26 protein-coding genes are annotated in these 23924 nt (G+C 68.5%); 14 read left to right on the top strand and 12 right to left on the bottom strand.

Annotation, left to right across the window (positions count from 1 at the left end):
• Positions 1–15 precede the first annotated feature (15 nt).
• Entirely contained in the window at positions 16–705 is a 690-nt protein-coding gene (locus ACYVDN_RS10055; RefSeq protein WP_460570979.1) for an aspartate/glutamate racemase family protein, read from the bottom strand.
• A 95-nt stretch (positions 706–800) separates the two neighbouring features.
• On the opposite strand from ACYVDN_RS10055, the gene ACYVDN_RS10050 reads away from it, so the two are divergent.
• Positions 801–1166: a hypothetical protein gene (locus tag ACYVDN_RS10050; RefSeq protein ID WP_460570977.1), complete on the top strand. Its 366-nt coding sequence runs from the start codon at positions 801–803 to the stop codon at positions 1164–1166.
• Here the strand turns inward: ACYVDN_RS10050 and ACYVDN_RS10045 are convergent.
• Genes ACYVDN_RS10045 through paaI form a run of 3 tightly spaced genes read right to left on the bottom strand, consistent with a single transcriptional unit; the run spans position 1152 to position 3530 of the window.
• Entirely contained in the window at positions 1152–1760 is a 609-nt protein-coding gene (locus tag ACYVDN_RS10045; protein WP_460570975.1) for a TetR/AcrR family transcriptional regulator, read from the bottom strand. The genes ACYVDN_RS10050 and ACYVDN_RS10045 overlap by 15 nt on opposite strands.
• Before the next feature lie 34 nt (positions 1761–1794).
• Positions 1795–3102 (bottom strand): phenylacetate--CoA ligase, encoded by a 1308-nt coding sequence (gene paaK / locus ACYVDN_RS10040; protein WP_460570973.1) that lies wholly within the window; start codon positions 3100–3102, stop codon positions 1795–1797.
• 26 nt (positions 3103–3128) lie between these two features.
• Positions 3129–3530, bottom strand: a complete 402-nt coding sequence (gene paaI, locus ACYVDN_RS10035; RefSeq protein WP_460570969.1) for a hydroxyphenylacetyl-CoA thioesterase PaaI — start codon at positions 3528–3530, stop codon at positions 3129–3131.
• A 97-nt stretch (positions 3531–3627) separates the two neighbouring features.
• Here paaI and paaA point away from each other — a divergent pair, with 97 nt between their 5' ends.
• The 7 genes from paaA (at position 3628) to ACYVDN_RS10000 (ending at position 9096) form a co-directional block, all read left to right on the top strand.
• Positions 3628–4617, top strand: a complete 990-nt coding sequence (gene paaA / locus ACYVDN_RS10030) for a 1,2-phenylacetyl-CoA epoxidase subunit PaaA (RefSeq protein ID WP_460570965.1) — start codon at positions 3628–3630, stop codon at positions 4615–4617.
• Complete coding sequence (paaB, locus tag ACYVDN_RS10025; RefSeq protein WP_460570961.1) at positions 4617–4928, top strand: 1,2-phenylacetyl-CoA epoxidase subunit PaaB; 312 nt, start codon at positions 4617–4619, stop codon at positions 4926–4928. Before paaA ends, paaB begins: the two co-directional genes overlap by 1 nt.
• On the top strand, positions 4925–5746 hold the full coding sequence (paaC, locus tag ACYVDN_RS10020; protein WP_460570957.1) for a 1,2-phenylacetyl-CoA epoxidase subunit PaaC: 822 nt from the start codon (positions 4925–4927) through the stop codon (positions 5744–5746). Before paaB ends, paaC begins: the two co-directional genes overlap by 4 nt.
• The gene (gene paaD, locus ACYVDN_RS10015; RefSeq protein WP_460570954.1) at positions 5746–6255 is read left to right on the top strand and encodes a PaaD family protein; all 510 of its coding nucleotides are present in this window, start codon (positions 5746–5748) and stop codon (positions 6253–6255) included. Before paaC ends, paaD begins: the two co-directional genes overlap by 1 nt.
• On the top strand, positions 6255–7409 hold the full coding sequence (gene paaE, locus ACYVDN_RS10010) for a 1,2-phenylacetyl-CoA epoxidase subunit PaaE (protein WP_460570949.1): 1155 nt from the start codon (positions 6255–6257) through the stop codon (positions 7407–7409). The genes paaD and paaE overlap by 1 nt, the downstream gene beginning before the upstream one ends.
• A gap of 49 nt (positions 7410–7458) precedes the next feature.
• Positions 7459–8223 carry an enoyl-CoA hydratase/isomerase family protein gene (locus ACYVDN_RS10005; protein ID WP_460570945.1) on the top strand — a complete coding sequence of 255 codons (765 nt, stop codon included), beginning with the start codon at positions 7459–7461 and terminating at the stop codon, positions 8221–8223.
• Between the two features lie 267 nt (positions 8224–8490).
• Positions 8491–9096 (top strand): HD domain-containing protein, encoded by a 606-nt coding sequence (locus tag ACYVDN_RS10000; RefSeq protein WP_460570940.1) that lies wholly within the window; start codon positions 8491–8493, stop codon positions 9094–9096.
• 29 nt (positions 9097–9125) lie between these two features.
• Here the strand turns inward: ACYVDN_RS10000 and ACYVDN_RS09995 are convergent, their stop codons facing one another.
• The 8 genes from ACYVDN_RS09995 to ACYVDN_RS09960 all read right to left on the bottom strand — a co-directional run bounded on the left by ACYVDN_RS09995 (position 9126) and on the right by ACYVDN_RS09960 (position 17554).
• Positions 9126–10472 carry a dihydrolipoamide acetyltransferase family protein gene (locus tag ACYVDN_RS09995; protein WP_460570936.1) on the bottom strand — a complete coding sequence of 449 codons (1347 nt, stop codon included), beginning with the start codon at positions 10470–10472 and terminating at the stop codon, positions 9126–9128.
• Between the two features lie 5 nt (positions 10473–10477).
• Entirely contained in the window at positions 10478–11497 is a 1020-nt protein-coding gene (locus ACYVDN_RS09990; RefSeq protein ID WP_460570931.1) for an alpha-ketoacid dehydrogenase subunit beta, read from the bottom strand.
• Positions 11494–12651, bottom strand: coding sequence for a pyruvate dehydrogenase (acetyl-transferring) E1 component subunit alpha (gene pdhA / locus ACYVDN_RS09985; RefSeq protein WP_460570926.1), 1158 nt, complete (start codon positions 12649–12651; stop codon positions 11494–11496). Before pdhA ends, ACYVDN_RS09990 begins: the two co-directional genes overlap by 4 nt.
• 292 nt (positions 12652–12943) lie before the next feature.
• The gene (locus ACYVDN_RS09980) at positions 12944–13414 is read right to left on the bottom strand and encodes an Lrp/AsnC family transcriptional regulator (RefSeq protein WP_460570923.1); all 471 of its coding nucleotides are present in this window, start codon (positions 13412–13414) and stop codon (positions 12944–12946) included.
• Positions 13415–13466: 52 nt separating this feature from the next.
• Positions 13467–14204 (bottom strand): aminoglycoside phosphotransferase family protein, encoded by a 738-nt coding sequence (locus ACYVDN_RS09975; RefSeq protein WP_460570919.1) that lies wholly within the window; start codon positions 14202–14204, stop codon positions 13467–13469.
• A 7-nt stretch (positions 14205–14211) separates the two neighbouring features.
• On the bottom strand, positions 14212–14667 hold the full coding sequence (locus ACYVDN_RS09970) for a DUF1707 SHOCT-like domain-containing protein (protein WP_460570916.1): 456 nt from the start codon (positions 14665–14667) through the stop codon (positions 14212–14214).
• Between the two features lie 55 nt (positions 14668–14722).
• The gene (locus ACYVDN_RS09965) at positions 14723–16318 is read right to left on the bottom strand and encodes an FUSC family protein (protein WP_460570911.1); all 1596 of its coding nucleotides are present in this window, start codon (positions 16316–16318) and stop codon (positions 14723–14725) included.
• Positions 16319–16393: 75 nt separating this feature from the next.
• Complete coding sequence (locus tag ACYVDN_RS09960) at positions 16394–17554, bottom strand: MalY/PatB family protein (protein WP_460570907.1); 1161 nt, start codon at positions 17552–17554, stop codon at positions 16394–16396.
• A gap of 90 nt (positions 17555–17644) precedes the next feature.
• On the opposite strand from ACYVDN_RS09960, the gene ACYVDN_RS09955 reads away from it, so the two are divergent.
• The 6 genes from ACYVDN_RS09955 to ACYVDN_RS09930 all read left to right on the top strand — a co-directional run bounded on the left by ACYVDN_RS09955 (position 17645) and on the right by ACYVDN_RS09930 (position 23924).
• A complete protein-coding gene (locus tag ACYVDN_RS09955) occupies positions 17645–17935 on the top strand; it encodes a DUF2277 domain-containing protein (RefSeq protein WP_460570903.1) in 291 nt (96 codons plus the stop codon).
• A gap of 116 nt (positions 17936–18051) precedes the next feature.
• Positions 18052–19173 carry a GuaB3 family IMP dehydrogenase-related protein gene (locus ACYVDN_RS09950; protein WP_460572325.1) on the top strand — a complete coding sequence of 374 codons (1122 nt, stop codon included), beginning with the start codon at positions 18052–18054 and terminating at the stop codon, positions 19171–19173.
• 113 nt (positions 19174–19286) lie between these two features.
• Positions 19287–20936: a glycerol-3-phosphate dehydrogenase/oxidase gene (locus ACYVDN_RS09945; protein WP_460572323.1), complete on the top strand. Its 1650-nt coding sequence runs from the start codon at positions 19287–19289 to the stop codon at positions 20934–20936.
• A 150-nt stretch (positions 20937–21086) separates the two neighbouring features.
• Positions 21087–21599 (top strand): cation:proton antiporter regulatory subunit, encoded by a 513-nt coding sequence (locus ACYVDN_RS09940; RefSeq protein WP_460570900.1) that lies wholly within the window; start codon positions 21087–21089, stop codon positions 21597–21599.
• Positions 21600–21649: 50 nt separating this feature from the next.
• Positions 21650–23017, top strand: a complete 1368-nt coding sequence (locus ACYVDN_RS09935) for a cation:proton antiporter (protein ID WP_460572321.1) — start codon at positions 21650–21652, stop codon at positions 23015–23017.
• Positions 23018–23084: 67 nt separating this feature from the next.
• Positions 23085–23924 carry an SURF1 family protein gene (locus tag ACYVDN_RS09930; protein WP_460570896.1) on the top strand — a complete coding sequence of 280 codons (840 nt, stop codon included), beginning with the start codon at positions 23085–23087 and terminating at the stop codon, positions 23922–23924.

The following is a 23924-nucleotide window of genomic DNA, read 5'->3' as shown; positions in this document are numbered from 1 at the left end:
GAGACGACTGCTCGTCTACTGCTCCGCGGCTGCCAGAGCGGCGGCAACGTGCAGCGCTGTCGTGGGGAACACGGGAACGGGCGAATCGGATTGTCCGACGAGCAGTTCGATCTCCGTGCAGCCGAGGATGATCCCCTCGGCTCCCACGTCGACGAGCCGGCCGATCACGTCCCGGTACGCCCTGCGCGATTCCTCGGTGACAATGCCGTGCACGAGCTCGTCGTAGATGATGCGGTGCACCGTCGCCCGGTCTTCGCCGTTCGGGATCAGCGAGGTGATGCCGTGTCGCGCGAGCCGTTCGCGATAGAACGCCTGCTCCATCGTGAACGCTGTGCCCAGAAGACCTACCGTGGAGACGCCGGCGCCGGTGATCGCCTCGGCTGTGGTGTCGCCGATGTGGATGAACGGAATCTCGATCGCGTCCGTGATCTGGTCGGCCACGAGATGCATCGTGTTGGTGCACAGCACCACCAGACCGGCGCCGGCCGCCTCGAGCCCCTTCGCGTGGGCGGCGAGAACGCGGCCGGCGGCATCCCAGTCGCCAACCGCTTGCAGCGCCTCGATCTCCGCGAAGTCGAGGGAGTCCAGAATGATCGGAGCCGAGTGGTAGCCGCCGAGCCGATCGCGCACCTGCTCATTCGCCAGCCGATACCACTCCAGCGAGGACTCCCAGCTCATTCCACCGAGCACGCCGATCGTCTTCATGTCGCTCAATCTAGCCGTGGGCGCATCCGCTTCTTGCGGCATGGACCGGTGCGCGCGCAGCGACGCCGAGGGCTTCGATCGGGCACAATCGTGGGGTGGATGTCGCACGCAAGCTCCAGCTCAAGCCGGGAGTCACCGTCGCAGTGCTCGGTGCGCCGTCAGGGGTCGACCTGGGACTCGACGCGGACGCCATGGTCGGCGACGCTGCGAGGGCGGACGCCGTCATCGCGTTCGTGACCGACTCGTCCGCCATCGACTCCGTCGCCCGCCCAGCGATCGCGGCGGCACTGGAGGAACGCCTCGCCTGGATCGCGTACCCGAAGGCCGGCCAGCTCGGAACGGACCTCAATCGCGACAGTCTCGCGGCTCGTGTCATCGCGCTGGGAGGCCGCCCGGTGCGTCAGGTCTCGATCGACGACGTCTGGTCCGCCCTGCGCTTCCGCAGCTCAGCGAGCGCCTGAACCGGGCACGCGCAGCCCGTCGAGGGCGACGGTGAGCACGTCGTCGGCGAGCTGGTCAGCGCCCTCCGCTCCTCCCGGCCGGTACCACTCCACGATGGAGTTGACCATGCCGAAGAGCAGGCGGGTGACCACGCGTGGGTCGACGTCGGAGCGCAGCGACCCCTCGTTCCGTGCATCGACGACGAGCGCAGCCACCGATCGGTCGAACGCCCGACGGCGGGCGAGGGCGTCTCGCTCGACATCCGTGTTCCCCCGCACGCGGAGCAGCAGGGTCACGTACGGAAGCTTGTCGACCAGCACGAGCACGGCACCGCGGATGACGTACGCGAGGCGGTCCGCCGCGCTCCCGTCGCGCGCCCCGGACTCCGCAAGGACGCCCTCGAGCCCAGCGAGCGCCTGGTCGAGCGCCGCGCGCAGCAGCTCTGCCTTCGCCGGGAAGTGGTGGTAGATCGCGGCCTTCGTGATGCCCAGCCGCTCCGCCAGCAGTCCCATCGACGTGGCGTCGTAGCCGTGCTCGATGAACGCGGAGACCGCGACGTCGAGCACCGCCGCCTGGTCGTAGCCCGGCCGCCCGCGTCTCGCCGTCTCAGTCATCGCCCTCCAGTCTGGCAGCCGCTTCGAGGCGGCCTCAGCGCAGGTCGTACACCCGCTTGTACTTGCCCTCGCTGCGCGGCAGCGTTCCCGGCTCCTCGAGCCGCACCTCCACGCTCGATCCGATGTGCACCTTGATGCGCTGCGCCAGCACCACGGCCGCCGCCTCGCAGGTCTCACGCGGGAGGTCGGGATGCCGCTCGATGCGCACGGTCATGACATCCAACTGCCCAGCCTTGGTCAGCTCGAGCACGAAGTGCGGCGTCAGCGTCTCGATGCCGAGAACGATCTCCTCGATCTGGGTCGGGAACAGGTTCACGCCTCGAAGGATGATCATGTCGTCATTGCGCCCGGTGATCTTCTCGATCCTGCGCATGGCGGGCCTCGCGGTTCCGGGCAGCAGCCGCGTGAGGTCGCGGGTGCGGTAGCGCAACACGGGGAACGCCTCCTTCGTGAGCGACGTGAAGACGAGCTCGCCGTGCTCGCCGTCGGGCAGGGGGTTGCCGTCGTCGTCGATCACCTCCGGCAAGAAGTGGTCCTCCCAGATGTGCGGGCCGTCCTTCGTCTCGACGCACTCGTTGCCGACGCCGGGCCCCATCACCTCACTGAGCCCGTAGATGTCGACCGCATCGAGGTTCATGCGCCGCTCGATGGTGCGTCGCAGCTCGTTGGTCCAGGGCTCGGCGCCGAGGATCGCGACCCGCAGACTGGTGCTGCTCGGATCGACACCCGCCGACTCCATCGCGTCCGCGATCGTGAGCAGGTAGCTCGGGGTGCACATGATGACGTCAGGCTCGAAGTCCTTGATGAGCTGCACCTGCCTCGCGGTTTGGCCACCGGAGACCGGGATGACCGTCGCCCCCAGCCGCTCGATGCCGGCGTGCGCCCCCAGACCGCCGGTGAAGAGCCCGTACCCGTACGCGTTGTGCACCTTCATGCCCGGCCGCACGCCGGATGCCCGCAACGACCTCGCGACCAGGTCGGCCCACCGGTCGAGGTCTCCGACGGTGTAGCCGACCACGGTGGGCCGGCCCGTCGTGCCGCTCGAGGCATGGATGCGCACCACCTTCGACATCGGCACGGCGAACATGCCGAACGGATACGTCTCGCGCAGATCCGCCTTCGTCGTGAAGGGCAGCAGGCGAACGTCGTCGAGCGTGCGGATGTCCGAGGGACTCACCCCCGCCTCGTCGAGTTTGCGGGTGTAGAGCGGCACGTTCTCGTACGCGTGCCGCACGGTCCACCGCAGGCGTTGCAACTGCAGGCCGTGCAGCGAGTCAGCGTCCATGCGCTCTTCGGGATCGAGCGCGGCATCCGTTGCGGGTGCGTGTGTCGTCGTCGACATCGACGTCTCCTCGTCATGCAGTTGCGTCAGGCCGCGGGTGCTGTGCGGCGTGTGGTGATCGAGCGACCGCGGAACTCAGCGACCGCATCGCCGGTCTCGTCGACGATGCTGACGTCGTAGAGTCCGGTGCGTCCGCTGAGCACGCGTCTGCGTGCGGTGGCGGTGAGCACGGCGCCCGAGGTGGTGGACTTCAGGAACGTGATGTCGGCGCCGGCGGCGACCGTGACGTTCTCGTCTTCGTTGCAGGCGATCGCGAATGCGGTGTCGGCGAGGGCGAACACGATGCCGCCATGGATGATGTCGAATCCGTTGAGCATGTCGTCGCGCACGGTCATCCGCACCAGGGCGTAGCCGGCCTCGTCGGCGAGCACTTCCATGCCCAGGCCCGCGGATGCACGGTCGCGCCGCATCATCGTCTGGCTGCTCATCCCATGCTCCTCGTCGAACATCGCACGACCGTTGTCGGCCCTCAGGAATCGACTATATACTAACCAAACGACCGGTTAGTAATGAACGGAGTCGATGATGACGACAGCGAGCGGAACCGCAGCCCAGGCTGCTGTGCCGACGCCGGAGGAGCTCGAGTTCCAGCGCCTGATCGACGAGGACTCGCGCGTCGAGCCGACGGACTGGATGCCGGATGCCTACCGCAAGACCCTCGTTCGGCAGATCTCCCAGCACGCGCACTCCGAGATCATCGGCATGCAGCCGGAGGGCAACTGGATCACGCGTGCGCCGAGCCTGAAGCGCAAGGCGATTCTGATGGCGAAGGTGCAAGACGAGGCAGGCCACGGCCTCTACCTCTACTCGGCGGCGCAGACCCTCGGCACCGACCGCGAGACGATGTACGACCAGCTGCTCTCCGGCGCTGCGAAGTACTCGTCGATCTTCAACTACACCACTCCCACGTGGGCCGACATGGGGTCGATCGGATGGCTGGTCGACGGTGCTGCGATCTGCAATCAGGTGCCGCTGTGCCGGGCATCCTATGGTCCTTACGGCCGCGCGATGGTGCGCATCTGCAAGGAGGAGTCGTTCCACCAGAGGCAGGGCTTCGAGATTCTGCTCACGCTGATGCGCGGAACGGATGCCCAGCGTCGCATGGCTCAGGAGTCGGTGAACCGCTGGTACGCGCCGGCCCTGATGATGTTCGGCCCGCCGGACGGGGAGTCGCCCAACTCGCAGCGCAGCATGGCGTGGAAGATCAAGCGGTTCAGCAACGACGACCTTCGCCAGCGGTTCGTCGACATGATCGTGCCGCAGGCCGAGATCCTCGGCGTGACGCTGCCCGACCCCGACCTGAAGTGGAACGAGGAGCGCGGGCACTACGACTTCGGCGAGCTGGACTGGAACGAGTTCTACGAGGTGCTCGCGGGTCGTGGGCAGGCCAACACCGTGCGTTTGGCGAACCGCCGCGTCGCCCACGAGGAGGGTGCGTGGGTGCGCAAGGCGGCGAGGGCGTACGCCGCTCGTGAGGATGCCGAGCGCTCCACCCGCCTGGAGAGGGTCGCCTGATGGCCGCGCCGGGAGCCGAAGCCGGAGCGCGCGAGACGTGGCCGCTCTGGGAGGTGTTCATCCGCTCGTCCCGCGGCCTGTCGCACGTGCACGCGGGGTCGCTGCACGCGCCCGACGCCGTGATGGCCGTGCGCAACGCCCGCGACCTGTACACGCGACGCGGCGAGGGCGTCTCGATCTGGGTGGTGCCGTCGTCCGAGATCACCACGTCCGACGTCGACGCGCGCGGCGGCTTCTTCGAGTCGGCCGAGGGCAAGGAATTCCGGCACGCGACGTACTACACGGCCTCGGAAGAGGTGCCGCACCTGTGAAGCACACGAACCGCGCCATCTCCACCGCTGTCTCTGCGGAGACGATCGAGCGGGAGCTCGCCGACGGCCTCGACCGCCCGGGTGACGACGTCGCGCGGTACGCGCTCGGGCTCGGCGACGACGCGCTCATCCTGGCGCAGCGGCTCGGGGAGTGGATCGCGCATGCCCCGGAACTCGAAGAGGATGTCGCCCTTGGCAACATCGGCCTCGACCTGCTCGGCCACGCGCGCTCCTTTCTCACATATGCCGGCTCGGCGTGGGGGGAGACCGAGGACGACCTCGCGTACTTCAGGGACGAGTCGGCCTTCCGCAATCATCAGCTGTTCGAGCGTCCGAACGGCGACTTCGCACACACCATCGCCAGACAGCTGATCGCCTCGGTGTACTTCGACGCGCTGTACCGGCGCCTGCAGGACTCGACGGACGCGACGCTCGCCGCGATCGCCGCCAAGGCCGCGAAGGAAGTCGACTACCACGTCGACCACAGCGTGCAGTGGGTGCGCAGGCTGGGACTCGGCACGGACGTCTCGCACGAACGCATGCAGGCGGGCATCGACGCGATGTGGCCATTCGTCGACGAGCTGTTCCGCGTCGACGAGTCGGTCACGGCGCTCGGCGGCGTCGCCGTTCCGCCTGAGACCCTGCGCGACGTGTTCGATGGCACCGTGCCCGAGGTGATCCGCCAGTCGGGTCTGGAGGTGCCCGAGCTGCAGCCGGCGCGTGGCGGCGGACGCGACGGCGTGCACACCGAGGCATTCGGCCACCTGCTCGCCGAGATGCAGGTGCTCGCGCGTCAACATCCGGGGGCGACCTGGTGATGGAAACGACCACCGAACGCGCGGTGTGGGCGCTCGCCGCGACGGTGTGCGACCCCGAGGTGCCTGTGCTCACGATCGAGGACCTCGGGGTGCTGCGCTCCGTGCGGGTCGACTCACCTGGCGAACGGGCGTCTGGCGGGGCATCCACTGTGACCGTCGAGATCACGCCGACGTACTCCGGGTGCCCGGCGGTCGACGCGATGCGCGACGACATCCTCAGCACACTGCACGACGCGGGATACGCCGACGTGACCGTGCGCACGGTGCTGGCTCCTGCATGGACCACCGATTGGATGACTGCGGCGGGCAAAGCGAAGCTGGAAGAGTTCGGCATCGCGCCGCCCGCGCCGCGCGGTGACGGGCGCGTAGGGCTGGGGCTGGGCATCCGGTGTCCGCGCTGCGGATCGCTCCACACGCGGGAGCTGTCCCACTTCGGTTCCACCTCGTGCAAGGCGCTCTACGTGTGCCAGCGGTGCGGTGAACCCTTCGACTACTTCAAGGCGCACTGATGGCTGCGTCCGTTGTTTCAGGCCGAGCTGGACATCCTGTCTCTGATCCTCTTCCCTCGCAGTCCAAGCGGCGCGGCGCGTTCCACACGCTCGAGGTCTCGGCCGTGCGGCAGCTGACCCCGGACGCCATCGAGGTCACGTTCACCGTGCCAACCGAGCTCGCGCACGCGTACGACTACGAACCGGGGCAGTACATCGCCATCCGCACCCGCATCGGCGATGACGTGCTGCGGCGCAGCTACTCGATCTGCCAGGCCCCCGCTCCCGGCGAGCTCAAGGTGGGGATCAAGCGCGACCTCGGAGGCGTCTTCTCCGGTTGGGCGTTGGAGCACCTCGCGCCGGGGATGACCCTCGACGTGATGAGCCCCGAGGGCAGGTTCACCTCTCAGGTGCTGCTGCAGAAGCCGGGGCACTACGCCGCGATCGCCGCCGGCAGCGGGATCACCCCGGTGATCGCCCTGGCGCAGAGCGTGCTCGCCGCGTCGGACACCAGCCGCTTCTCACTCGTCTACTCCAATCGCACGGCGATGGACACGATGTTCGTGGATGACCTCGCCGATCTGAAAGACCGGTATCCGGCTCGTCTCGCGCTGTACCACGTTCTCACCAGGGAGCGGCGCAGCTCCGAGCTGCTGAGCGGGCGTCTGGATGCCGGCAAGATCCAGCAGCTCCTCGACGCGCTCGTGCCCGTGGATGACGTGGACGAGTGGTTCCTCTGCGGACCATTCGAGCTGGTGCAGCTCTGCCGCGACACGTTGGCGGAGCGCGGGGTGCCGGTGGATCGCATCCGCTACGAGCTCTTCACGACGGGCGAGCCGGGAGCGCCTGCACCGCAGCACGGCCGGCCGATCGTTGTCGACCCCGGTGACGAGGTGCGCACGATCGCGTTCCGGCTCGACGGCACGACCTCGACGGTGACGAGCGCGGTGCATTCGCAGGAGAGCATCCTCAATGCCGCGTTGCGGGTGCGTGGCGATGTGCCGTTCGCGTGCGCAGGGGGAGTGTGCGGCACCTGCCGGGCCGTGCTGCGCGAGGGCACGGTCGACATGGTCGAGAACTACGCACTGGAGCCGGAGGAACTTGAGCGCGGCTACGTTCTGACGTGCCAGTCGATCCCCACCAGCGAGCGCGTCGAAGTGGACTACGACACGTGACCGCCCACTCATGCTCCTCAACCCGCGGTATTGAGAAAGCGACGAACCCATGCCCATACGCGTAGACGGTGACGGTGACGTCGTCGAGGTCATCCTCGACTGGCCGGAGAAGCTGAACTCCCTCGACCTCGACGCGCTCCACGAGCTGGATGACGTCCTCGGGTCGGCTGCCGGCGCACGCGCCCTCGTGCTGCGCGGCGAGGGACGGGCCTTCTGCGCCGGTCGGGACGTGTCGCACGTGGATCCAGCGACAGATGACGCCCGCGGCTACCTCGACACTCTCACCGCATTGCTGCGTCGGTTGGCGGACTTCCCCGCTCCGACGTTCGGCGTGGCGACCGGCGCATGCCTTGGCGTCGGCCTCGGTCTTTTGATCGCGTGCGACGTCGTCTACGTGGCCGACAGTGCGAAGATCGGATCCCCGTTCGCCGGCCTCGGCGCCGCGCTCGACTCCGGCGGCCACGCTCTCTTCGTTGAGCGCCTCGGCACCCACCGCGCGCTCGACCTCATCTACACCGGCGAGCTGATGAGTGGAGCGGATGCTGTGTCATCCGGCCTCTTCAGCCGAGTCGTCCCCGCCGACGAGGTGCTCGCCTTCACCCGCGAAAAGGCCGCTGTGGTCGCGGCGGGTCCCACTGCCGCGTTCGTCGAGGAGAAGCGCCTCGTCGCGCGGATCAGGGACGAGCGCGTCGGTCTCTGGGCATCCATCGCTGACGAGACGGATGCCCAGGTCACCCTCTCAGTCACCGCAGACTACGCCGAGGGCTTCGCAGCCTTCCGCGAGAAGCGTCGCCCCCGCTTCACCGGGCGCTGAGAGGCCCGCCGCCCTCGCGGCCCTCGCCTCCCTCAAGTGGTCGCCACTTATCGCGGAATCGCCGGCAGTGATTCCGCACGAAGTGGCGACCACTTTGCTTGGTGGGGTGGGGTCGTGAGGTGGGCAATCCGGTCAAGTCGTCGCCACTTGTTGCGACATCACGGGAGGTGATTCCGCACGAAGTGGCGATCACTTCGCATGGTGGGGCGGCGTTCAGCTCGCCCGGCCCCCCTTGCTCTTTCCGTGCCGACCTCGAAGGATCGAGCCATGCACATCGCTGACTTTCCGCGGCCTGACACCCTGGCAGCACGCGGCGCGCTCACCCTTGCCGAGGCGTACCAGTCCACCGCGATCACCGAGCACGCGATCCGTTCGTGGCTCTGGGCCGAGGCGTTCGCGGTCGACGAGGATCTGCACGGCGTCGACCACGAGCTCTTGTACGTCGCCGCGCTCCTGCACGACATCGGCATCGTGACGGAGTACGACAACCACACGATCGCCTACGAGGATGCCGGTGGTCACGTCGGCGTCGCTCTCACCGCCGGCGCGGGTTGGGAGGCCGACCGTCGCCAACGAGTGCTCGATGTGATCATTCGCCACAACTGGCCGAGCGTCGACCCGGAATTCGACCTCGAGGGTCACCTGCTCTCAACGGCCACGGGCCTCGACATCTCCGGTGCCAGGGCGGACGCACTTCCGGAGGAGTTCCTGCGCGAGGTGCTCGCGGCCCATCCGCGGGGCACTCTCGCCGAGGAGTTCGGCGCGTGCGTGACGGAACAGGCCGCCCGCAAGCCGACGACGTCGGCGCGTCGCCTCGTGGATGGCGGTGTCGTGCGCAAGCTGCGGGACAACCCGCTCGAGCGGCTCCGCTGAGGCACAAGGCGAGACGATGCTCGAACGCCTCACAGCTCCGCGAGAACCAGCAGCGGCTCCTGGACGCAGCGCGCGACGTACGTGAGGAACCCGGATGCGACATCCCCATCGCACACTCGGTGGTCGAACACGAGCGAGAGGGTTGCGACCTTGCGCACTGCGAGTTCGCCGTCGACGACCCATGGCCGGTCGATCACGCGGCCGAGGCCCAGCATGGCGGCCTCCGGGTGGTTGATGATCGGCGTCGATCCGTCCACCCCGAACGCGCCGTAGTTGTTCAGGGTGAAGGTGCCCCCGGACAAAGACGCCGGCGGGTAGTCGCCCCGCTCGGCGTGTGACACGAGCTCGCCGATCGCGTCGCGCAGGGCACGCAGGGACATCCCTTGCGCGTCGTGGATGACCGGGACCATCAGCCCGCGCGACGTCTGGGCTGCGATCCCCAGGCCTACCTCGCCGTGCTGCACGATCTCGCCGGCCGTGTCGTCGACCGACGAGTTCAGCACCGGATACTTCGCCAGCCCAGCGACCACGAACCGGGCGACCAGCGTCGTGAGGCTGTAGCGCTCGCCGGTTGCCGCCAGCAGGCGCTCCTTCGCGTGCACAAGCTCGGTGGCGTCCACGTCGAGCCAGATCGTCGCCTCCGGGATCGTCTGGCGCGACAGCGTCAGGTGGTCCGCGATGAGCTTGCGCATGCCGGTCAGCGGAATGCGCAGATCGGATGGCTGTGCCGCAGACCCCGCAACGCCCCCCGGCGTCGCGGCATCGGTGACCTCTGTGGAACTCCGGGCGGCGATCGCCGCCTCGACATCCTCCCGCCTGACGAGCGTTCCGGGCCCGCTGCCGGCGAGTTGCGACGCGTCGAAGCCGTTCTCTCTGGCGAGCCTGCGCACGATCGGCGAGACCACCGGAGAGTGGCGCGACTCGTCGAGCAGCGCACCCGTCGCGCTGCCCGTGCCGACCGCGACAGCCGCCGCCGGGCGCGTGGTCTCTCCGCTGTGCCGACGTCCTCGCCCGAACCGGACTCCCGCAGGTCGCCCTAGCCGTCGTGTCGACTCCGTCACGCCGTACCCGACCAGCACAGGCCCGGATGTCGAGGATGACCCACCCTCGACATCCGCCGTGTCATCGGCGACAGCACCCACAGCGACAGTGATGAGCACTCCGTCCTTGTGCACGACGTCGCCGACGGCCGCGCACAACTCCTCGACCCGCCCGGCGAACGGGGAGGGCAGCTCTACCGACGACTTCGCGGACTCCACCTCGACCACCGGCTGGTCCACCGCGACCGTGTCGCCCGGCTGCACCAGCCATGTGACGATCGTCGCCTCGGTGAGGCCTTCGCCGAGGTCGGGCAGCAGGAATCGTTCGGTCGCCACGCGGCTCACCACTCCCAGGTGTCGAGGGCGGCGAGCACGCGCTCTGCGGTCGGCAGGAAGTACTCCTCGAGCTTCGGCGACGGGAAGGGCACGTCGAACCCGGCGATGCGCAACACGGGCGCGGCAAGGTGGAAGAAGTTGCGCTCCGTCACGCGGGCGGCGACCTCCGCGCCGTATCCGCCGAATTGCGCGGCCTCGTGGATGACGGCCGCACGCGACGTCTTGCGCACCGACGCGCTCACCGTCTCGTCGTCGAACGGCGACAGGGTTCGCAGGTCGATCACCTCGACCGAGAGATCCTCCAGCTCGGCGAGAGCTGCGGCATCCAGCGCGGTTTTCACTGTTGGGCCGTACGCCATCAGAGTCACGTCGGTGCCGGTGCGGATGACCCGAGCCCGGTTCAGCGCCGCGACCGGGGTCTCCACGTCGACGGCATCCTTCATCCAGTACCGGCTCTTCGGCTCGAGGAAGATCACCGGGTCATCGCTCGCGATCGCTTGACGGAGCATCCAGTAGGCGTCTGAGGGGTTCGACGGCGTGACCACCGTGAGGCCGGGCGTGTGCGTCCAGTAGGCCTCTGAGGAGTCGGAGTGATGCTCGACGCCGCCGATCCCGCCCGCGTAGGGGATGCGCACCACGACGGGCAGCTCGATCGCGCCCCTCGTGCGGTTGCGCATCTTGGCCAGATGCGACGTGATCTGCTGGAACGCCGGATAGCTGAACGCGTCGAACTGCATCTCGACGACCGGGCGCATGCCGTTCATCGCCATGCCGATCGCGGCGCCGACGATGCCGGCTTCGGCGAGCGGGGAATCCCACACCCGGTCATCCCCGAAACGGGCGCTCAGCCCGTCGGTGACCCGGAAGACGCCTCCGAGCGGGCCGACGTCCTCACCGAAGACGACGACGCTGTCGTCCTCGACCATCGCGTCGGCGAGCGCGGCGTTCAACGCCCCGGCGATCGTGAGGGATGTCGGTGCCTGCTGCAGTTCTGCAGGCGCGTTCGTGTCGTGCGCGATGGTCATGACAGGTGCCTCGCTTCGCTGGAGTGGAGTTCGGTTGCCAGGTATTCGCGCTGCTCGGCCAACGCGGCGCGCGGGGTCGCGTACACATGGTCGAACAGCTCGAGCGGGTCGAGGTGCGGGGACTCGTTCATCGCGTCACGAGTCTCCGCCGCGAGCTGCTCGGCGGCTTCGGCGATCTCTGCGCGCAGCTCCGCGGTGAGCACGCCATCGCGCGTGAGGTACGACTCGATGCGCGAGATCGGGTCGAGGGCGCGCCACCTGTCCACCTCGTCCGAGCCGCGGTACCGCGAGGGGTCGTCGGAGTTGGTGTGCGCCTCCATGCGATACGTCAGCCCCTCGATCAGGGTCGGGCCGCCGCCGTTCCGCGCACGATCGAGTGCGCCGGTGATCACGGCGTACATGGCGGCGACGTCGTTGCCGTCGACGTAGTGACCGGGCATCCCGTACCCGATCGCCTTGTCGGCGAGGGTGCGCGCGTGCGATTGCTTGGCGAACGGCACGCTGATGGCGTAGCCGTTGTTCTGCACGACGAAGACCGTGGGTGCCTGCCAGACGGCCGCGAAGTTGAACGCCTCGTGGGCCTCGCCCTCGCTCGTCGCCCCGTCGCCGAGGAAGGTGAGGGTTGCCATCCGTTCGTGCCGAAGTCTGGAAGCCGTCGCGAATCCGACGGCGTGGAGCGCCTGGGTCGCGAGGGGTGTGGTCTGCGGGGCGATGCGGTGTTCCCGCGGGTCGAATCCGGAGTGCCAATCCCCGCGGAAGAACGACAGGATCTCGACAGCACGGACTCCGCGGCTGAGGAGCGCGATCGAGTCGCGATAGGTCGGGAACAGCCAGTCGTCGTCGGCAAGCGCGGCAGCGGCGGCGATCTCGCACGCCTCCTGGCCGAGCGCACTGGGGTAGGTGGCGAGTCGACCCTGCCTGGTGAGGGCGCTGACCTGCACGTCGAAGCGGCGGGCGAGCACCATGCGGCGGTAGAGGTCGAGCAGGATGTCCGTGCTCGGCATCTCGAAGCCCGCCGCGCGTTCTGCTGGCGCGACCTCACCTCGTTCGTCGATCAGCCGGATGGGTTCCGCCGTCGGCAGCGCGGGCCCGGCCGCGGCCTCATCGGCCGCGCGATGGTCGCGCGCAGGCATCGTGACATCGTCGTCGCTCACACTGTCATGGTGAGGCCGGATGACGGCGCAGGACCCTCCGTGCCGGAAGGTCGGAACGGACGGCGCGAGTGACCGTCGAATCGGGCCAGACGGTCACGGAACGACCCGTCGATCGGGCCATTCGTCCGGGTTTCGAGACGCGCCGCTTCGCGGTGCTCCTCAACCAGCGGTGGAGACGGGCCGCTTCGCGGTGCTCCTCAACCAGCGGTGGAGACGCGCCGCTTCGCGGTGCTCCTCAACCAGCGGTGGAGACGCGCCGCTTCGCGGTGCTCCTCAACCCGCGGGAGGCGCCTCAGTCGCCCCAGGTGTCGCGGGCGATGCCCGGCGCTGTGCCCTCCCACGACTCCAGCACGATGTGCGACCGGGTGGAGAGCACGCCGTCCACCTCGTGCAGCTGCCGCATGATCACGTCGCTGAGCTGCTCGTGGTCTGGGGCGCTGACGGTGAGCACGAAGTCGATGTCGCCGCTCACGGCCGCAACCGACTCGACGAACGGGAGAGCGGCGAGCGAGGTCGCGACATCTTTCCACTCGTGCTGCCCGGCGGTCTTCACGATGACGAGCGCCGTCACGTGCAGCCCGATCGCCTTGCGGTCGACCCTGGCGCCGAACCCGGTGATCACGCCCTCGGCGATGAGCCGTTGCAGCCGACCGGCGACGGCCGTCCGGGAGCTGTGCACGCGCTCGGCGAGGGCGCGCACCGACAGACGCGAGTCGGCGCTCAGCTCCGCGATGATCGACCGGTCGACCTTGTCCAGGTTCATCGGTGAGCAGTTTACGTTGGCGCGGATCGGGCCGTCGTGCTCCGCGCCGCGCCTACATCCGTGCTCTCAGCACGTCGACCTCGGCGCCGGGTGCGAACGGATCGAACCCGTGCTCCGCCAGCCATCTGATCGCTATCAGGCTTCGCAACGACCACCATGCGCGCACCACCTCGCGGTCGACGTCGCCGCCGTAGCCGGCGATCACGTCGTCGAGATGCTCTTCGTGCCCCAGCGTCAGCGTTGCGAGGTCGAACATGGCGTTTCCCCGACCGGCCTCCGACCAATCGATGACGCCCGTGACGACATCCGCCTCGACGAAGACGTGGGTGAGCTGGAAATCTCCGTGCATGAACACGGTCTTCGACGGCTCGAGCGCGGTCAGCGCGACCTCACGGTTCCGCGCCACGATGTCTGCCGGGAGAAGTCCGCTGCCGACCAACAGGTCGCACTCCTCGTCGAGGCGGGACGCGATGCCCACGAGGCTTCGGCCGGGCCAGGGAGGCACGGGAGAATCGTGAAGCGTGCGCGCCGCCGCCCCCGCCGCTGACCATGCCGGCGGCGATGCGGGAGACGGCTCGCCGAGCCGACCGAGTGCGCTTCCTGCCACAGCGCTGATCGCGAGCACGGACGGCTGTCGCCACAGGATCGCCGGCGTCGGGATCGGCGACAGCCCGATCGCCATCACCTCGTTGTCGAGGTTCTGCTGATCGGAATCGATCTTCAGGAACGTGTCGCCGACGCGCAGGGTCACTCGCGCCTCATGGGCGACGACGACTTCGACGCCGTCCATGCCGGGCTCAGCGCCGGTTGCGGTACTGGGCGCCAGGGCCGTAGATGATCGCGCCGGCGATCGGGATGATCAAGAAGAACAGCCACCCCCACGCCCAGCCGTCGAAGACGAACCCGGCGATGAAGAAGAGGCCGAGCGCGAGGAAGGGCACGAGCGACATGATCGTGGCGCCCCACGCCCCGCCGAGCGCTCGGGAGCCGTGATCCCGGTCGCGACCGTAGTAGCGGTCGCGATAGCGGTCGTCGTGGTCGTGCTGGTCGATGGATGCCCGTGGCAGGTCGGTGAACAGCGGGCTGAGATCGCTCCACAAGACAGCCGACCTCGCGGATGCCGAACGCTGATCGAACTCGTCAGACGTGAGACGTCCCTCGTCGCGGGCCTGCGTGAGTGCCACGATGGCTTGCGCTCGGTCGCGATCGGCGAGGCGCTCGTTCGGACGAAGGGGATTCGCGTAGTCGACCATGCCTTTAGACTGCCCGTTCCATGGCGCGGATGCCAGTGTTTCGCCGCCGGCCGGTTCAGCTCGCAGTGCGTGCGACCGTCGACAGCGGTGCGCCGAGCCCGTCGACGGCAGCGCCGAGCTCGGAGAACGCGGCAGTGTCCCCACCTGGCTCAGGGGCCGGCGCCCCGACGAGCATCCGTCGATAGTCGCCGAGCCTCCTCGTGATGCCGCCGAGTGCCTTCGCGTCGGGCCCCGAGAGCGGATGCCCGCGCTCGACGACCGCCGCGATGGCGTCCGCAGAAGCCCAGCATCCCCTCACGGCGGGGATGACGTCGGCTCGGTGATCCGCCGCGCGACTCCTCGTGCGAGCGGCGCGTTCCAGCCGCAAGGTCGGCCCCAGCTGTTCGAGCTTCGCAAGCGCGTCGTCGAGCGCTGCGCGGCGAGGGGCGAGGCCATCCGGTTCGCGGATGCACCCGATGAGAAGGTCAGACAGTGCCGCCAGCGCGTCCGCCGTGCGTCGTCGCAGCACATCTCCGGTGCGCACAGGAACGACCCACCACGCGATAGCCGTCGCCAGCACGCCGCCCACGACGATCGCGACGAGCCGGATGAGCATCGCCGAGTCCGCGGCAGTGCCGGTCAGCTCATGCAGCAGCGACAGCATGGCGGTCATCGCGGCGGCCCACCAGCCATAGCCTGCTGGGCGCAGCCAGAGACCGAGGGCGAGGATGACCGCGATCGCGATCACCGTCGCACCCGCCGCGCCGCCGGTCACCTGTGCAGGTGCAAGCAACGCGAGGAGTGCGGCCAGAACCGTTCCCGCGCCCGCGCCGATCGTGCGGTGGATGCCCTTGTACAGCACGTCCCCTCTGCCACGGTTGCCACTGGCCACGATGAAGGCGGTCAGCACAACCCAGAACCAGTGCTCGCCGAAGACGAGGTTGCCCAGCAGGAAGGCGGCGGTGAGCGTGATCGCCATCTGCAGGGCCATCCGGGTGCTGGCGGGGAGGGTTCTCGTCGGCGCAGCGGCGGCCGGCGCAGTTGAGGCCTGCGCCGCGGCGGGCCGTGCATGGGCGGGCTGTGCGGTCTTCTGCGGAGCGGATGACGCATCCCTGCTCATCCCTCGGGTACGTGGCGCCGGCGTGACGCCCGTCGCCCTGGCCAACCACTGCACGCCGAAGGACACCAGCGCGACGAACAACGCGACGACCGCAGCCCAGAGCACGAAGCCGCTCGCCGGACCGGCCGGGGCAGGGACGACCAGCACGGTGATGAAGGGAAGCGAGACCAGTGTGCCGATGCGGGCGGCGACCTGACCGAACCTACGGATCCAGATCGCGCCGGAGACGACGATCACGAAGAGGATGTCGCCGACGAGCGGCACCGTGAACAGCAGAGCTGCCACCGCTCCGGCTGCGATGCCCGCGACGGGCAGCACGACGAGGGATGTCAGGCGCTGCGCCATGCCCGTGCCGCTGCGCTCCGCGGTGAACGTGATGGACAGCATCACCGCGAGAACGACGATCGAGGCGCCGAGGTCGAAGCGCACCGAAACCAGCGCGGCGGCGACCCCGCCGATCAGCGCAGTGACATAGGTGACGGCGGCGGCGCGCAGTCGAAGCAGCCCAGGGTCGGCCAGGCTGCGGAGCAGTGTGGCGGCAGTTCGTCGCACCGTTCTATTCTGCTGTTCCCTGAACTCGCAGTGGGCCCGGAGCGCGCGGCAAAGCCGCGCGCCTCGCGGTGCTCCTCAACCAGCAGCGGTGACGCGCGCCAGCCGGTCGATCGCCTCGGTGAGCACCTCGGAGGAGCATCCGATGTTGAGTCGCACGTGGCCGGCGCCCTGCTTGCCGAATGCGAGTCCGGTGTTCATGGCGACGCGGGCCCGCTCCAGCGCGACGACGGACGGGTCGTCGCCCCAGCCCAACGCCGTGAAGTCGAGCCAGGTGAGGTAGCTCGCGCGCGGCTCGCGGTAGCGCACGCCGGGCAACCGTTCCGCCAGGAGGGTGCTGAGCAGCCTGCGGTTGTCCTCGATCGTGGCGATCACGCCGTCGAGCCAGGCGTCACCGCACTCGAAGGCGGTGGTGGTCGCGATGCGGCCGAAGAGGCTCGTGCGGGACTGCACCTCTGACGGCATTCCGCGTACGAGGCCGGTCATCCGGTCTGATCCGGTGACGAACAGGGCGCACTTGAGTCCGGCGAGATTGAAGGCCTTGCTGGCGGAGTGCGCGGCGATGGTGTGCTCGCGGGCGGCATCCGACACCGTGAGGTAGGGCGTGAAGGTCGCGTCGTGGTGGGTGAGCGGGGCGTGGATCTCGTCGGAGACCACCACGGCGCCGTGTCGCTGGACGACCTCGGAGAGCGCAGCAAGCGACTCACGCGAGTGCACCAGCCCGAGCGGGTTGTGCGGGTTGCACAGGAGAACGGCCTTGGCACCGGCGGCCAGCGCGGCGTCGACCGCGTCGAGATCGATCGAGTAACCGTCGTCGGCGGAGAAGGCGAGGGGCGCCTCGACCACGCGGCCTCCCGCCTCGGGGATGAGCTCGAAGAACGGCGGATAGATCGGAGGCATGATCACCACGCCGTCGCCGGGCTCGATGAGCACTCGGAGTGCCTCGACGATCACCACGCTCACGTCGGTCGTGGTGCTCACGCGCTCGGGATCGACGTCCCATCCCCAGTGGCGCTGCGCGAAGTCGGCGAACGACCTGGCCGTCGCACCACCGTCTTCGCCGATGTAGCCGGTGTCAGAACGGGTGATGGCCGCGGTGAGGGCGGTCGCGATGGGCTCGGCGAGCGGAAAGTCCGACTCGGCGACGAACAGCGGCAGCACGTCGGGCGGGAACGCTGTCCACTTCTCGCTGGTTCGGGTACGGAGCAGATCGAGGCTCTGGGCTGGGACGCGTTGCATTGTTTCAGGATGCCATCGGCATCCGTCGACCCATGACGCGAGTGGCGCCGGCAGTGGACCTTTCGCGTCATGGTGCCTATCGTCGGCGTCATGTGCCGCAACATTCACACTCTCCACAACTTCGAGCCGGCCGCCACCTCCGACGAGGTGAACGCCGCCGCGCTGCAGTACGTGCGCAAGATCGCGGGGACGACGAAGCCGTCGAAGGCGAATCAGGATGCCTTCGACCACGCCGTGCACGAGATCGCACACCTCACGCAGCACCTCCTCGACGACCTCGTCGCCACGACACCGCCGAAGAACCGCGAGGAGGAGGCCGCGAAGGCAAGGGCCAGGGCGGTGCGCTCGGGTCGTTACGCGGCTGCGCCCGTCGCCTCCTGACGCGCTCGGTCCCCGGTAGACGGGTCTCGATACGCGTGCCTTTGGCGCGCTACTCGACCAGCGCGATGCGCGCCGATGGTCGCAGCCGTGCCGCTCGATAGGCTTGACGGGTGAGCATGGACATGGAGATCGGCCGGGCCAAGCGTGCACGTCGCGTGTACTCGTTCGACGACGTCGCGGTGGTTCCGAGCAGGCGTACGCGAGACCCCGAAGACGTCTCCGTCTCATGGACGATCGACGCGTACACGTTCGAGATCCCGTTCCTCGCCGCCCCGATGGACTCCGTCGTCTCCCCGGAGACCGCCGTGGCGATCGGCCGACTCGGCGGACTCGGCGTGCTCGACCTCGAGGGCGTCTGGACCCGCTACGAAGACCCGGAGCCGGTGCTCGCCGAGTTGCGCGGCCTGCCGAACAGCGAGGCCACCAAGCGCCTGCAGCAGATCTACGCCGAGCCGATCAAGGCCGAGCTGATCCGCGATCGCCTCGCCGAGATCAGGGCCAGCGGCGTCACCGTCGCCGGATCGCTCTCACCGCAGCGCACCCAGGAGTTCTACAAGACGGTGGTCGAGGCGGGTGTCGACATCTTCGTCATCCGCGGCACGACCGTGTCGGCCGAGCACGTCTCGAAGAATCAGCAGCCGCTCAACCTCAAGAAGTTCATCTACGAGCTCGACGTGCCCGTCATCGTCGGTGGCGCCGCGACGTACACCGCGGCACTGCACCTGATGCGCACCGGCGCAGCAGGGGTGCTCGTCGGATTCGGGGGAGGCGCAGCGTCGACGACGCGCACCACCCTGGGCATCCACGCCCCGATGGCCACTGCCGTTGCCGACGTCGCGGGTGCACGGCGCGACTACCTCGACGAGTCGGGCGGCCGTTACGTTCACGTCATCGCCGACGGCGGTCTGGGCTCCTCGGGAGACATCGTCAAGGCGATCGCCTGCGGTGCGGACGCCGTCATGCTCGGCACCACCCTCGCCCGGGCCGCTGAGGCTCCGGGCGGCGGATGGCACTGGGGTGCGGAGGCGCACCACCCGCAGCTTCCGCGCGGGCACCGCGTGGCCGTCGCGCAGACCGGAACGCTCGAGGAGATCCTGTACGGCCCGGCTCGGGTGGCCGACGGCACGGCGAACCTCGTCGGAGCGCTCAGACGATCGATGGCCACCACCGGGTACTCCGATCTCAAGGAGTTCCAACGGGTCGAGGTCGTCGTCGCGCCGTACGAGGTGAGCCGATGAGCCCCAAGGAGCCGAACGGCGCGAAGCCGAACGGCGCCGAATCGAACGGAACAGAGCCGATCTCCCAGTCCGCGACGCTCGGACCGGCGGCGCGAGCCGACGCGATCGCAGCGATGAAGGTCGAAGAGCTCGACGTGCTCGTAATCGGCGGCGGCATCGTCGGAACCGGCTCGGCGCTCGACGCCGTCACGAGGGGCCTGAGTGTCGGGCTCGTCGAGCAGCGCGACTGGGCATCCGGCACATCGAGCCGTTCGTCGAAGCTCGTGCACGGCGGCATCCGCTACCTCGAGCAACTCGACTTCAGGCTCGTCCGCGAGGCGCTGATCGAACGCGGCCTGCTCCTGCAGCAGCTGGCTCCGCACCTGGTGAAGCCGGTGCGCTTTCTGTACCCCCTGAAACGTCGCATCATCGAGCGCTTCTACATCGGCAGCGGCATGCTGCTCTACGACCTCTTCAGCTACACCGGCGGACGCCCGCCCGGTGTGCCGCACCACAGGCACCTGACGCGCGCGCAGGTGCGCAAGCTCTCGCCGTCGCTCGCTCCCGACTCCTACGTCGGCGGTATCACCTACTACGACGCGCAGGTGGATGACGCACGCTACGTCGCCTCGCTCGCCCGCACGGCTGCGCACTACGGCGCCCACGTCGCCAACCGGGTTCGGGTCGAGGGCTTCATCAAGGTCGGGGAGCGGGTCGTCGGGGTGACGGCCCGCGACAAGGAGACCGACGAGCTGTTCGAGATCCGCGCGAAGCAGGTCGTCAACGCAACGGGCGTGTGGACGGATGACACGCAGTCTATGGTCGGCGAGCGGGGCAAGTTCAAGGTGCGGGCGTCGAAGGGCATCCACCTCGTCGTGCCGCGCGACAGGTTCCAGTCCAGCGCCGGTCTGCTGCTGCGCACCGAGAAGAGCGTGCTGTTCGTCATCCCGTGGGGGCGCCACTGGCTGATCGGCACGACCGACACGGACTGGCAGCTCTCGAAGTCGCATCCGGCCGCGACGGCGGCCGACATCGACTACCTGCTGGCCCATGTGAACGACGTGCTGGGCATCCCGCTCACCCGCGAAGACGTCGAGGGCGTCTACGCCGGTTTGCGCCCGCTGCTCGCGGGGGAGTCCGACCAGACGTCCAAGCTGTCGCGCGAGCACATCGTGGCGCACGCCGTCCCTGGGCTCGTGGTGATCGCCGGCGGCAAGTGGACCACCTACCGGGTGATGGCGAAGGATGCCATCGACGCGGCCGCCAGCGCCCTGGACGGCAAGGTGCCGGCTTCCGCCACCGCCGAGATCCCGCTCGTCGGCGCGGAGGGGTACCGCGCCGCGTGGAACCGACGGGCACGGATCGCGCGCAGGTCGGGCATCCACGTGACCCGCGTCGAGCACCTGCTCAACCGGTACGGGACGCTCGCCCAGGAGGTGCTCGATCTGATCGCGGCGCGTCCCGAGCTGGCCGAGCCGCTGCCGGGCGCCGACGACTACCTGGCCGCCGAGGTCGTGTACGCGGCATCGCACGAGGGAGCCCTGCACGTGGACGACGTGCTCGCCCGCCGCACGCGCATCTCGATCGAGGCGTGGGACCGGGGTGTCTCCGCTGCACCGGTCGCCGCGAGGTTGATGGGCGACGAGCTCGGCTGGGACGAGGCCCGCGTGGAGCGTGAGATCGCGTACTACCTGCGCCGTGTCGTCGCCGAGCGGGAGTCGCAGCTGCAGCCGGATGACGCCTCGGCGGACCGCGTGCGGCTGGAGGCCCCCGAGATCTCGTAGTCCTCGAGACCCTAAGCCGCGAGATCTCGCAGGACCTGACCGCGTTCACCGAGGGCGGAGCGCTCACCGGGAGCGTGTCGTGGCCGGCTGACTAGACTTTGTTCAGACGCAGATATACGGGAGTCCTTGACAATGGTTGACGTTCGACGGGTGAAGCTTCCCGGAGTGGGTGTGCTGCACACGTTCGTCACCGACGACGGCGGCAAGGTCGGCGTGATCGCGCACCGCTCCGGGCATTCAGACCTGATCACTTTCTCTGACGATGAAGACACGGCCAACGTGACCAAGGTGTCGCTTCGTCTGAGCGAAGACGAGGCGCACACCCTCGCGGAGCTGCTCGGTGGCACGCAGATCACCGAGTCCCTGACCGCTCTCGACCAGATCCCCGGGCTTTCGATCGACTGGTTCACGGTCGACTACGAGGACTACATCGCCGGGCAACGACTCGGCCGACCGGCCGAGCTCGGCATGGTCGGGCTCACCGTGGTCGCCGTCGTGCGCGGTGACTCCACGAACCCCGCGCCTGCTGCCGACTTCAAGGTGTTCCCCGGCGACACGCTCGTCGTCGCGGGCGCGCCGGAGAAGGTCGCCAAGGCGTTCACGTACTTCCGCACGGGTGAGGTCTTCAAGCCGGCCCTGGCCGACTCACCGCCCGGAGTGTGACGGTGACGACCGCCGCCGCGCACGCCTCGGACTCGCTCCCAACCGATCTGATGGTGCTCGGCGCGCTCTTCGTGATCGCGTATGTTCTCGGACGCCTCGGCAAGCTGATCGGGCTGCCCGCCATCCCGATCTACATGATCGTCGGGCTGCTCGCCAGCCCGAACACGGGCTTCTTTCCGCTCAACTTCGACTCGGGCGACATCGGCCTGATCGCCGTCTTCGGTCTGATCCTGCTGCTGTTCAACCTCGGTCTCGAGTTCGATCAGGACGAGTTCTTCGGGAACGCGGGACGCCTGCTCATCTCCGGCGGCACGTACATCGTGCTGAACATGGGCATCGGGTTCCTCTTCGGCGAGTTCGTCGGCTGGGGCACTCGCGAGGCGCTGATCATCGCGGGAATGGTCGGCACGTCATCCAGCGCCATCATCACCAAGATGCTCATCGAGCTCGGTCGGCTCGCCAACAAGGAGACGCCGGCCATCCTGGGTGCGACGGTCATCGGCGACGTCTTCATCGCTGTCTATCTCGCGATCGTGTCCGTGGTGTTGAGCGGAAAGACCGAGTTCTGGCCGATCGTGCTGCAACTCTCTGTTGCGGCGGCGTTCCTCGTGGTGATGTTCCTCGTCGCACGATGGGGCGGCCGCTTCGTCTCCACGCTCTTCCGAACGCGCGACGACGAGCTCTTCACGATCCTGTTCTTCGGCCTCGCCATCCTGTTCGCGGGTCTCGGCGAGCTGATCGGGGTGACGGATGCCATCGGCGCGTTCCTGATCGGCCTCGTTCTCGGCGCCACCCGCTTCTCCGGAAAGATCGAGCGCATCTCGATACCGCTGCGCGACGTCTTCGCCGCGTTCTTCTTCCTCAACTTCGGCCTGGCGCTGAACATCGCCCAGTTCGGCAGCGTGGTGTGGGTCGTGATCATCGCCGTACTGCTGACCGTGGTGCTCAACGTGGTCTCCGGTGAGCTGATAGCGCTCTTCAACAGAATGGATGCCAGAGCGGGCATCAACATCGCAGCCATCCTGATGAATCGCGGCGAGTTCACGCTGATCCTGGCGACGCTGTCGCTCGCGGCCGGCCTGAACGAGAAGCTGGAGCCGTTCGCAGGTCTTTATGTGCTGATCATGGCCATTCTCGGACCCGTTCTCGCAGCCAACTCTGAGAAGATCGGCACTGCCCTCATTCGCCCCATCCGTCGGCGAGCTCCGAAGTCGCGCAACCCTGTGCTCGACGAGGAGATCGCTCTGGTGGATGCCGCGACTCAGGGGCAGAACGACGGCGACCTGCGCGACGGCGACGTGACCGAAGAGCCAGACGAGCAAGACGCGCAGACCCGCGCCGCGATCGATCGCGTCGTCGAAGAGGCGATGCGACAGACCAGCAGGTCGGACAAGACCGACAGACGAAAGCAGAACTGACATCTCCGGCAACACCCAGCAGGCGGTACGCCCATCACCGCCGCGTATCGAGACGCTCGCACGCACGATGGTGCGACCGAAGTGGATCGCCGCTCTCCTTCTCGCCCTCGTCGTCGCAGGCGTCTTCGCCGGACTCGGCCAGTGGCAGCTGGAACGCGCCGTGCAGTCGGGTCACGTCGTCGAGCGCGCGACAGAGACCGCGAAGCCGCTGAACCAAGTGGCCACGGTGAACGGTCCGCCTGAGACCGCCGACGAGGGCCAACTCGTGCGCACGGCCGGCACCTACGCGCCGGGAGACTACGGGATGCTCGTCGGTCGCCTCAACAACGGGGCGACCGGGTACTGGGTGACTGCCCGCTTCACGCCGACCGCGAAGGACAAGGACGGCAAGACCGCCCAGCTCGCCGTCGCACGCGGCTGGGCTCCGACCGAGCAGAAGGCGAAGGATGCCATCGCGCGGCTGAGCGCGCAGCCCGCCGCGACCGTCACTCTCGTCGGCCGCCTGCTGCCGAGCGAAGCGCCCCAGGCCCCCAAAGCAGGCGGTGACCCGTTCGCGATGAACACCATGTCGGTTGCCGCCCTCGTGAACCTGTGGCACGGCATCGGCGACTCCGACATCTACAGTTCGTACCTCGTCGAGCACGGCACCCCGCCGGCGGGCCTCACCGCGATCTACTCGCCGCGACCGGTCGAGCAGGCCACCGTCGACTGGCTGAACATCTTCTACGCGGCAGAGTGGGCGATCTTCGCCGGGTTCGCGATCTTCCTCTGGTACCGCGTCGTCAAGGATGCCTGGGAGAAGCAGCGCGAAGACGCTGAGGCCGAGTACGAAGCCGCGATGTCCGCGTGGGAGGCGGCTTCGGGCACGGCTCCCAGCGAGTCGCAATCGGACCGCACCGTAAACTAG

This window comes from Humibacter soli (assembly GCF_054779035.1).
The sequence above is the reverse complement of the archived record's forward strand: the minus strand, read 5'-3'. Positions and strand labels throughout refer to the sequence as shown.